9 protein-coding genes are annotated in these 7,373 nt (G+C 72.8%); all 9 read left to right on the top strand.

From position 1 onward, the window contains the following. Positions 1–106: 106 nt before the first annotated feature. Positions 107–754 (top strand): HAD family hydrolase, encoded by a 648-nt coding sequence (locus ACFYZY_RS27250; protein ID WP_388699163.1) that lies wholly within the window; start codon positions 107–109, stop codon positions 752–754. A gap of 43 nt (positions 755–797) precedes the next feature. After that, the gene (locus ACFYZY_RS27245) at positions 798–2,009 is read left to right on the top strand and encodes an MFS transporter (protein WP_388699160.1); all 1,212 of its coding nucleotides are present in this window, start codon (positions 798–800) and stop codon (positions 2,007–2,009) included. After that, positions 1,978–3,153, top strand: a complete 1,176-nt coding sequence (locus ACFYZY_RS27240) for an acetoin utilization protein AcuC (protein ID WP_388699158.1) — start codon at positions 1,978–1,980, stop codon at positions 3,151–3,153. Before ACFYZY_RS27245 ends, ACFYZY_RS27240 begins: the two co-directional genes overlap by 32 nt. Before the next feature lie 125 nt (positions 3,154–3,278). Continuing rightward, positions 3,279–3,578 carry a hypothetical protein gene (locus ACFYZY_RS27235; protein WP_388699155.1) on the top strand — a complete coding sequence of 100 codons (300 nt, stop codon included), beginning with the start codon at positions 3,279–3,281 and terminating at the stop codon, positions 3,576–3,578. Between the two features lie 94 nt (positions 3,579–3,672). Then, positions 3,673–4,488: a phosphatase gene (locus tag ACFYZY_RS27230; RefSeq protein ID WP_388699153.1), complete on the top strand. Its 816-nt coding sequence runs from the start codon at positions 3,673–3,675 to the stop codon at positions 4,486–4,488. 127 nt (positions 4,489–4,615) lie between these two features. Next, positions 4,616–4,825 (top strand): helix-turn-helix domain-containing protein, encoded by a 210-nt coding sequence (locus tag ACFYZY_RS27225; protein WP_030223786.1) that lies wholly within the window; start codon positions 4,616–4,618, stop codon positions 4,823–4,825. Between the two features lie 159 nt (positions 4,826–4,984). After that, positions 4,985–5,083, top strand: coding sequence for a 30S ribosomal protein bS22 (locus ACFYZY_RS27220; protein ID WP_003948845.1), 99 nt, complete (start codon positions 4,985–4,987; stop codon positions 5,081–5,083). A gap of 149 nt (positions 5,084–5,232) precedes the next feature. Continuing rightward, positions 5,233–6,300, top strand: a complete 1,068-nt coding sequence (locus ACFYZY_RS27215) for an NAD-dependent epimerase/dehydratase family protein (protein ID WP_388699150.1) — start codon at positions 5,233–5,235, stop codon at positions 6,298–6,300. Between the two features lie 15 nt (positions 6,301–6,315). Further along, positions 6,316–7,362: a lysophospholipid acyltransferase family protein gene (locus tag ACFYZY_RS27210; RefSeq protein WP_388699147.1), complete on the top strand. Its 1,047-nt coding sequence runs from the start codon at positions 6,316–6,318 to the stop codon at positions 7,360–7,362. Positions 7,363–7,373: the final 11 nt, after the last annotated feature.

Below are 7,373 nucleotides of genomic sequence, written 5' to 3'. Positions count from 1 at the left end.
GCAGGGGGGACCCTGTGGGAGAGTAGGACACCGCCGAACAATTTTTGGCCTCAACCCCCGGACCATGTCCGGGGGTTGAGGCATTTTTGCGTTCTAAGCTCGGTCCATGCGATACGACTTGGTGATCTTCGACAACGACGGCGTGCTGGTGGACAGCGAGCCGATCTCCAACACGCTGCTGGCCGGCTACCTGACGGAGCTCGGGCACCCCACCTCGTACGAGGACTCCCTGCGCGACTACATGGGGTCCGCCCTGCACCGCGTCCACGACCTGGTCGAGGAGCGGACCGGGCAGCGGCTGCCCGAGGACTTCGACGACGTCTTCCACGCGCGCGTCTTCGCCGCGTTCCGGGCCGAGTTGGAGCCCGTGCCCGGCGCCGAGGACATGCTGAAGCGGCTCGTCGGAGCCGGGGTCCCGTACTGCGTGGCCTCCTCGGGGAGCCACGAGCGGATCCGGGTCGGACACCGGAAGACCGGACTGGACGCCTGGTTCCACGACGGGAACACCTTCAGCTCCGAGGACGTCGGCCGGGGCAAGCCGGCACCGGACCTGTTCCTGCACGCCGCGGCGCGGACGGGCGTCGAGCCCGGACGGTGCGTCGTGATCGAGGACAGCCGACTCGGCGTGCGGGCCGCCCTGGCCGCGGGGATGGACGTGTACGGGTTCACCGCGATGACCCCCGAGGAGAAGCTCGCCGGGGCCCGGGGGTTCTTCCGGAGGATGGACGAACTGCCCGCGATTTTGGGACTGTGATCCGTCTACCCAGGGGTAGTTTCCGGCCGTACGCTGTGCCGCCATGACAGATGCGCGGTTGCGGCGTGGGCGGGGCTCTCTGGCGGTCGGCTTCTTCGTGCAGGGGGTCACCTTCGCCCTGCTCGTGACCCGAATACCGGCGATCCAGGACCGGTACGGGATCTCGGACGCCCTCCTTCCCGCCTTCCTGGCGGCCGTGCCGATCCTCGCCGGAGGGGCGAGCGTGATGACCGGGAAGGTCGTCGCCAAGGCCGGACCGGCTCTGGTACTGCGGTGGTCGCAGCCCTTCGTCCTGCTGGCGCTGCTCGCCGTGGGCGCCGGCACGGAGCTGTGGGAGGCCGCGGTCTTCCTCGGTCTCTTCGGGATCGCCGTCGGAGCCCTGGACGCCTCCATGAACATGCTGGGGGTCAGCCTCCAGCGGGCGTACGGGCGGAGCATCATGCTCGGCTTCCACGCGGCGTACAGCCTCGGCGGGATCGCGGGTGCCTCGCTCGCCTGGGCGGGGGCGCACTGGCACCTGTCGCTGTTCACGTCCTACCTGCCGGTCGTGGCCGTCCTGCTGCCCGTCGCCCTCGTCGCCGGCCGGTGGTACGCGGCCGGCGGGGACGCACCCGGGGCGGAGGAGGCCGGGGGGACGGAGGAGAGCCGGGGGAGCGGCGCCCGGTTCGCGCTGCTGCTGCCGCTCTGCCTCGCCATGACCTTCGCCTACATCGGGGACTCCACCGTCTCCAACTGGAGCGCCAAGTACCTCCAGGACGTGCTGCACAGCTCGGAGGAGCTGGCGACCGTGCCGTACAACGCGTACATGGTGACGACGCTCCTCGGGCGGGCCGTCGGGGACTTCGGGGTGCGCCGGCTGGGGGCCGCGGCGGTCGTGCGGGGCGGGTCGGTGCTCGCGGCGCTCGGGTTCGGGCTCGTCGCGGCGGCGCCGGGCGCCTGGGCGGGGATCGCCGGGTTCACCGTCCTCGGGCTCGGCCTGAGCGTGCTCGTGCCGCAGACCTTCGCCGCCGCCGGACGGCTCTTCCCCGGCGACAGCGACGCGGCCGTGGCGCGGCTCAACGTCTTCAACTACGTCGGGTTCCTGGTCGGTTCGCCGCTCGTGGGGGCGCTCGGGGACGCGTGGAGCTACCGGGGCGCGATGCTGGTGCCGATGGTGCTCGTCCTGGTGACGGTGGCGTACGCCACGTCGTTCGGTTCGCGGGCGGCCCGATACGGTGACGGGCATGAGCGGCCGCGCACTGTTGATGTGGGATGAAGCTGTCACGCAGTACGACTTCGGGCCGGGGCACCCGATGGACCCGGTGCGCCTCGCGCTGACGATGTCGCTGGTGCGGGCCTACGGCCTCGACCGGGCCGTGGACGTGGTCGCGGCGAAGCCGGCCGGGGACTCGACGCTGCGGCTCGTCCACCGCGAGGACTACGTGGCGGCCGTGCGCGCGGCCTCGGCCGACCCGCGCCGTGCCGACCAGGGGTACGGGCTCGGCACGGTGGACGACCCGGCGTTCGCCGGGATGCACGAGGCGTCGGCGCTGATCGCCGGGCAGTCGGTGGGGGCGGCGGAGGCCGTGTGGCGGGGGGAGGCCGCGCACGCGGTGAACTTCGCCGGCGGCCTGCACCACGCGATGCCGGGCGCGGCGGCGGGCTTCTGCGTCTACAACGACGCCTCCCTCGCGATCGCCCGGCTGCTCGAACTGGGCGCGGAGCGCGTCGCGTACGTGGACGTCGACGTGCACCACGGGGACGGGGTGCAGGCGGCGTTCTGGGAGGACCCCCGGGTCCTGACGGTCTCGCTCCACGAGCACCCGCGGACGCTGTTCCCGCAGACCGGGTGGCCGGAGGAGACGGGCGCGCCGGGCCCCGGCGAGGGCGGGGCCGTGAACGTGGCCCTTCCGGCCGGGACCGGGGACGCGGGGTGGCTGCGGGCCTTCCACGCGGTCGTGCCGGAGCTGATCGCGGACTTCCGGCCGCAGGTGCTCGTGACGCAGCACGGCGCGGACACGCACGCCGAGGACCCGCTGGCCCACCTGGCGGTCTCCCTCGACGCCCAGCGGGCGGTCCAGGAAGCCTGCCACGAGCTGGCGCACGCGCACGCCGGAGGCAGGTGGCTCGCGCTCGGCGGCGGCGGATACGCGGTGGTGGACGTCGTGCCGCGCTCCTGGACGCACCTGGTGGGCATCGCGGCGCACGCGCCCGTGGACCCCGCGTCGGTGATCCCCCCGTCCTGGCGGGACGAGGCGTACGCGCGGACGCGGCAGCCGGGGCCCGCGCGGATGACGGACGGGCGGTGGCCGGTGGACTTCCGGGACTGGGCCGACGGGTACGACCCGGCGGACCGGCTCGACCAGGCGGTGATCGCGACCCGCAGGGCCGCCTTCCCGCTGCGGGGGCTGCTCGCGTAGGAACCGGTGCCGCGCGCCCGCCGCCGGGTCGCCCCGCGCCGGAAGGGGGAGGACCCTGGAGGGAGAGCGCCCGGGCGTCGAGGGCGTGCCGAACGGAGCGCCCGCCCGGTCGGAAAGGGCGCGTCATGCGCATGCTGCTGAAGGTTCAGATGGACACCGCGGTCTCCAACGAGGCCGTCGAGCGGGGGGCCCTGCAGGAGACCATGGAGAGCGTGCTGCGGGAACTGCGTCCCGAGGCCGCTTACTTCACCCCCGAGGACGGCTGCCGCACGGCCTACCTGTTCTTCGACATGGCCGACCCGTCCCAGATACCGAGGATCTCCGAGCCGCTCTTCCGGAAGCTCGGTGCCCGGCTCCACTACTCGCCGGTCATGAACCGGGAGGACCTGGCCAAGGGGCTGGCCGCCCTCGATTCCGACGGCTGACCCGTCCGGAACGCGCCGCCGGGTGTTACGCCGACCGTGGGGCGTCCGGAGGGTTCGCGTCCCCGGGCGGGGCCGTTCGGGCAGCATCGGACGGGTGCGGAGTACCGGGGCGCTGCGGGCGCATCTGTTGGCGGAGGGGTTGGCGGGCGCGGTGGCGACCCCGCGGGAGGAGAACCTGCGGAGCTACCGGCTCTTCGCCGCGCGCGATCCGCGGGTGCTGCTCGGTCTCGAACCCGTCCGGGGGTGGGACGAGGCCGAGCTGCTGCGGCTGATGGCCGACAGGTGCGGGGTGTCGGGGGACCCCGCGCACCGGGCGGGGCCGGACGTCATCGATCCGGAGCGTACGTTGAGGGGGCTCGACGCGTTCGCCGCGCGGCTCGGAGCGGCGGCGGAGCGGCAGGTTCCGGTGCTTCTCGGGACGGGGCACCCGCACCGGCTGATCGGTTTCTACGCCGCCCTTGCAGACGCCTTGTCGGCGGCGGGGTGCCTTGTGCTCACCCCGGCGCAGGGGCGATGTGTCGACATGCCGACCCGGTTCGGCGTACGCACCCACGTCCTGGACTACGTGCGGGGCGTCGCCCTCGTACGGGAACCGGGTCCCTCCGGCGCCGGGGGCGCGCCGGGGGCGCACTCCCATTCGCCGCTGCCGGTCAGGGCCGCCCTGGAGAGCGCGGCCGACTCCGGCGGGCCGCTTCCGGAGCTGGTGGTCGGGGACCACGGCTGGGTCTGCGGAGCAGGTCAGCTCGGTATCGAGGCCATCGGGCTCGCCGATACGGACGATCCGGCCCTGTTCGTCGGGGAGGCGGAGGGCCAGGTGTCGGCGGTGGTCCCCCTCGACGACGGCGTGCGCTCCGCCTCGTACCTCCCGCTGTCGCGCTATGTACTCAAACGCGCGCGTCTGTCACGGTGAACGGCCGGTGGCAGCTCCTCTTCCCCACTCGTACCACCCGCCCCTAGTCTGGAGCGTGAGCGCTCGACGACGAAGAGTCACCGGAGGGGAAGTCGGTGGCCGTCGCGGCGGAAGGTACAGGTGGATCATGGCTGCTGGCGATCGGCCTCTCAACGAGGTCAAGTTCCTGACCGTGGCGGAAGTCGCCTCGGTGATGCGCGTCTCGAAGATGACCGTGTACCGCCTGGTGCACAGCGGTCATCTGCCGGCGATCCGGGTGGGCAGGTCCTTCCGGGTGCCGGAACAGGCGGTTCACGAGTACCTGCGGGAGTCCTTCGTGGGGGTGGGGACCGCGTAGCGGGCGCGCGGAGCGGCGCCGGAGAGCTCCGCACGGCCCTCGGATTACGAGTGGGGTGCTCGGGACGGTAGGCTAGGCCGACGTAGGTCGTGTGGGCCCAGACGCCCCGCACCGATTCCCGCCCGGCGGGAATGTTCCGAGAAGTGAGCGAGGGTAGTCGTGGGCTCTGTTATCAAGAAGCGGCGCAAGCGGATGGCGAAGAAGAAGCACCGCAAGCTGCTCAAGCGCACGCGCGTTCAGCGTCGCAACAAGAAGTAAGGCGACCGCTGCTTCGCAGCGTTCGGCGCGTCGGCGTGGCCCTTCACCCCTGTGGTGGAGGGCCACGCTTTTGTCCCGGGGGAATCCGGAGGCGCTACGGTGGCGACCGACGGAAGCGATCCACGGAAGACCGACGGAAGGCGCTGATCTTGGGCAAGGTCGTGCTCGTCACCGGAGCCGCCCGGCACCTCGGCGGCCGTTTCGTACGGAGGATCCAGCGGGACCCGGAGGTGGAGCGGGTGATCGCGGTGGACGCGGTACACCCGGAGCACCGGCTCGGTGCCGCCGAGTTCGTGCGGGTGGACATCCGCAGGCCCGAGATCGCGAAGGTCCTCGTCGAGCACGACGTCGACACGGTGGTCCACCTGGACGTCACCGGGACGGCGCTCGGCGGCGGCGGGCGGACGTCGGTCAAGGAGACCAACGTCATCGGCACCATGCAGCTGCTCGGCGCGTGCCAGAAGTCGCCGCGGATCGCGCGCCTGGTGGTGAAGTCCAGTACGAGCGTCTACGGTTCGGCGCCGCGCGACCCGGCCGTCTTCACCGAGACGACACCGGCGAAGGCACTGCCGAGCGGGGGCTTCGCGAAGGACGCCGTCGAGGTCGAGGGGTACGTCCGGGGCTTCGCCCGGCGGCGGCCGGACGTGGCCGTGTGCGTGCTGCGGTTCGCGAACATCCTCGGTCCCCGGATCGACTCCCCGCTGACCGAGTACCTGGCGCTGCCGGTCCTGCCCACCGTCTTCGGCCACGACCCGCGGCTGCAGTTCGTCCACGAGGACGACGTGCTCGACGTCCTGCGGCTGGCGGCGCACGAGCCCCGCAGGGCCACCCAGAACAGCGGCACCTTCAACGTGGCCGGGGACGGGGTGCTGCTCCTCTCCCAGTGCGCGCGGCGGCTCGGCCGGCCGACGGTGCCGGTCCTGCTCCCGGCGGTCACCTGGGTGGGCACGGCGCTGCGCACGCTGGGGGTCACCGACTTCGCGCCCGAGCAGATCCGGCTGCTCACCCACGGCAGGGTCGTCTCGACGGTCCACACGCGCGAGGTCTTCGGCTTCGTGCCGTGCCGCACGACGGCGGAGGCGTTCGCGGACTTCGCGCGGAGCCGGGGGCCGGGGCTGCTGCCCCCCGCCGCGCTCGCCGGGGCGGTGGACCGGCTCGCCGGGCGCCTGGCGCCCGCTCTCCCTTCCGGAGCTCCCACAGTTCACGACGGCGCCTGAGGAGGCCCGACTGCGATGGCGGACGCCAAGGTCATTCCCTTCGACGACGACCGCTCCCGGGCTCGCCGGCGGCCCGCCCGGGCCGATGGCGAGACGGCGGCCGTACGGGCCCTGCCGGGGCCGCAGCAGGCATCCGAGGGGCCCGGAATCGCGGGTTCCGGGGAGGCGGGGAGCCCGGAGAGCCCGGGGGAGCCGGACGCCCCGGACGCGCCGGGCGCCGGGGACCGCTGGGAGCGGCGGCTCGCGGGCGGCCTCGCGTTCCTACGGCGGCGGATCACCGGCGAGTACGAGGTCGACGAGTTCGGTTACGACGGGGAGCTGACCGACCAGGTCCTGATGTCGCTGCTGCGCCCGCTGTACGAGAAGTACTTCCGGGTGGAGGTGAAGGGCGTCGAGAACATCCCGGAGAAGGGCGGGGCGCTGGTCGTCGCCAACCACTCGGGGACGCTGCCGCTGGACGCGCTGATGATGCAGGTCGCGGTCCACGACCACCATCCGGCCGGGCGGCACCTGCGGATGCTCGCCGCGGACCTGGTCTTCGTGCTGCCGGTCGTCAGCGAACTGGCGCGCAAGGCGGGGCACACCCTGGCGTGCGCGGAGGACGCGGAGCGGCTGCTGCGCGCCGGCGAGGTCGTCGGGGTGATGCCGGAGGGCTTCAAGGGGATCGGGAAGCCCTTCGGGGAGCGGTACAAGCTCCAGCGGTTCGGCCGGGGCGGGTTCGTCTCGACGGCGCTGCGGGCCGGGGTGCCGATCGTCCCGTGCTCGATCGTGGGCGCGGAGGAGACGTACCCGATGGTCGGGAACGCCAGGACACTGGCGCGGCTGCTCGGCCTCCCGTACTTCCCGCTCACCCCGACCTTCCCGTGGCTGGGGCCGCTCGGGATGCTGCCGCTGCCGACGAAGTGGACGATCCAGTTCGGAGAGCCGATCCCGACGGACTCCTACGCCCCGGAGGCGGCGGAGGACCCGATGCTGATGTTCAACCTGACGGACCAGGTGCGGGAGCAGATCCAGCACACGCTCTACAAGGTGCTGGTGCAGCGGCGGTCGGTGTTCTTCTGAGGTCCGGCGGG

It is taken from the genome of Streptomyces sp. NPDC001744, from assembly GCF_042892575.1.
Lineage (GTDB): Bacteria > Actinomycetota > Actinomycetes > Streptomycetales > Streptomycetaceae > Streptomyces.
Note: the sequence above shows the minus strand (reverse complement) of the source record. Positions and strands in the feature narration are given on the sequence as shown.

What these genes read in the sequence shown, in the direction of transcription:
- ACFYZY_RS27225 (WP_030223786.1), top strand. Translation starts at nt 4,616, where the DNA reads ATGGCTGCTGGCGATCGGCCTCTCAACGAGGTCAAGTTCCTGACCGTG.
- ACFYZY_RS27245 (WP_388699160.1), top strand. Translation starts at nt 798, where the DNA reads ATGACAGATGCGCGGTTGCGGCGTGGGCGGGGCTCTCTGGCGGTCGGC.
- ACFYZY_RS27250 (WP_388699163.1), top strand. Translation starts at nt 107, where the DNA reads ATGCGATACGACTTGGTGATCTTCGACAACGACGGCGTGCTGGTGGAC.
- ACFYZY_RS27235 (WP_388699155.1), top strand. Translation starts at nt 3,279, where the DNA reads ATGCGCATGCTGCTGAAGGTTCAGATGGACACCGCGGTCTCCAACGAG.
- ACFYZY_RS27210 (WP_388699147.1), top strand. Translation starts at nt 6,316, where the DNA reads ATGGCGGACGCCAAGGTCATTCCCTTCGACGACGACCGCTCCCGGGCT.
- ACFYZY_RS27240 (WP_388699158.1), top strand. Translation starts at nt 1,978, where the DNA reads ATGAGCGGCCGCGCACTGTTGATGTGGGATGAAGCTGTCACGCAGTAC.